Source organism: Brevibacillus laterosporus (genome assembly GCF_030489605.1).
GTDB classification, from domain to species: Bacteria; Bacillota; Bacilli; order Brevibacillales; family Brevibacillaceae; genus Brevibacillus_B; species Brevibacillus_B laterosporus_E.
Window position 1 is genome coordinate 1 of record NZ_JAUKFY010000075.1, and the last position, 519, is coordinate 519.

1 pseudogene is annotated in these 519 nt (G+C 39.5%); it reads left to right on the top strand.

Annotated features, from left to right (window positions below):
• Positions 1-159: 159 nt before the first annotated feature.
• A pseudogene (locus QZ995_RS23725) lies at positions 160-519 on the top strand (tyrosine-type recombinase/integrase); the annotation flags it as partial.

Here is a 519-nt window from a genome sequence, read left to right on the forward strand (position 1 = left end):
TCCGTACTTTCAGCAAACTCAAATGTTCCTTCAAACGGAACTTCAAGCCCTACCCCAGCCGCAAGCGTCCCTTGTACGAATTGACCAATCACATTGGCAGAATCGAACAAAGCGTCCCGTAAAGGAGTTAATGGTACTCTAATGTAGAGGCCAGCAGGACTATTTGATAAAGGCTACAGCAAACGCTCAGTTGAGTTAGTACACTCTACCATGCATAATGCGATGAGCAGAGCTGTTACATTAGGGAAGATTGAGAAAAATCCATGTATCGGTGCAACTATTAAAGGTCAACAAAAAGTACAGACTTTAAAATTTATGGAGTCAAAAGATATTCCCTTTTTTTTGCAACAAGCTTATCAATATAATTACATCTATTGGATTTACTTCAAGCTTTTAATTGAGACAGGGATGCGAAAAGGTGAAGCTGCTGCACTTCAATGGTCTGATATTGATTTAAAACAAATGACCATCAGCATCAACAAAACGCTCGATTTTTCTGCCAAGGATAGAAGTGAGCTA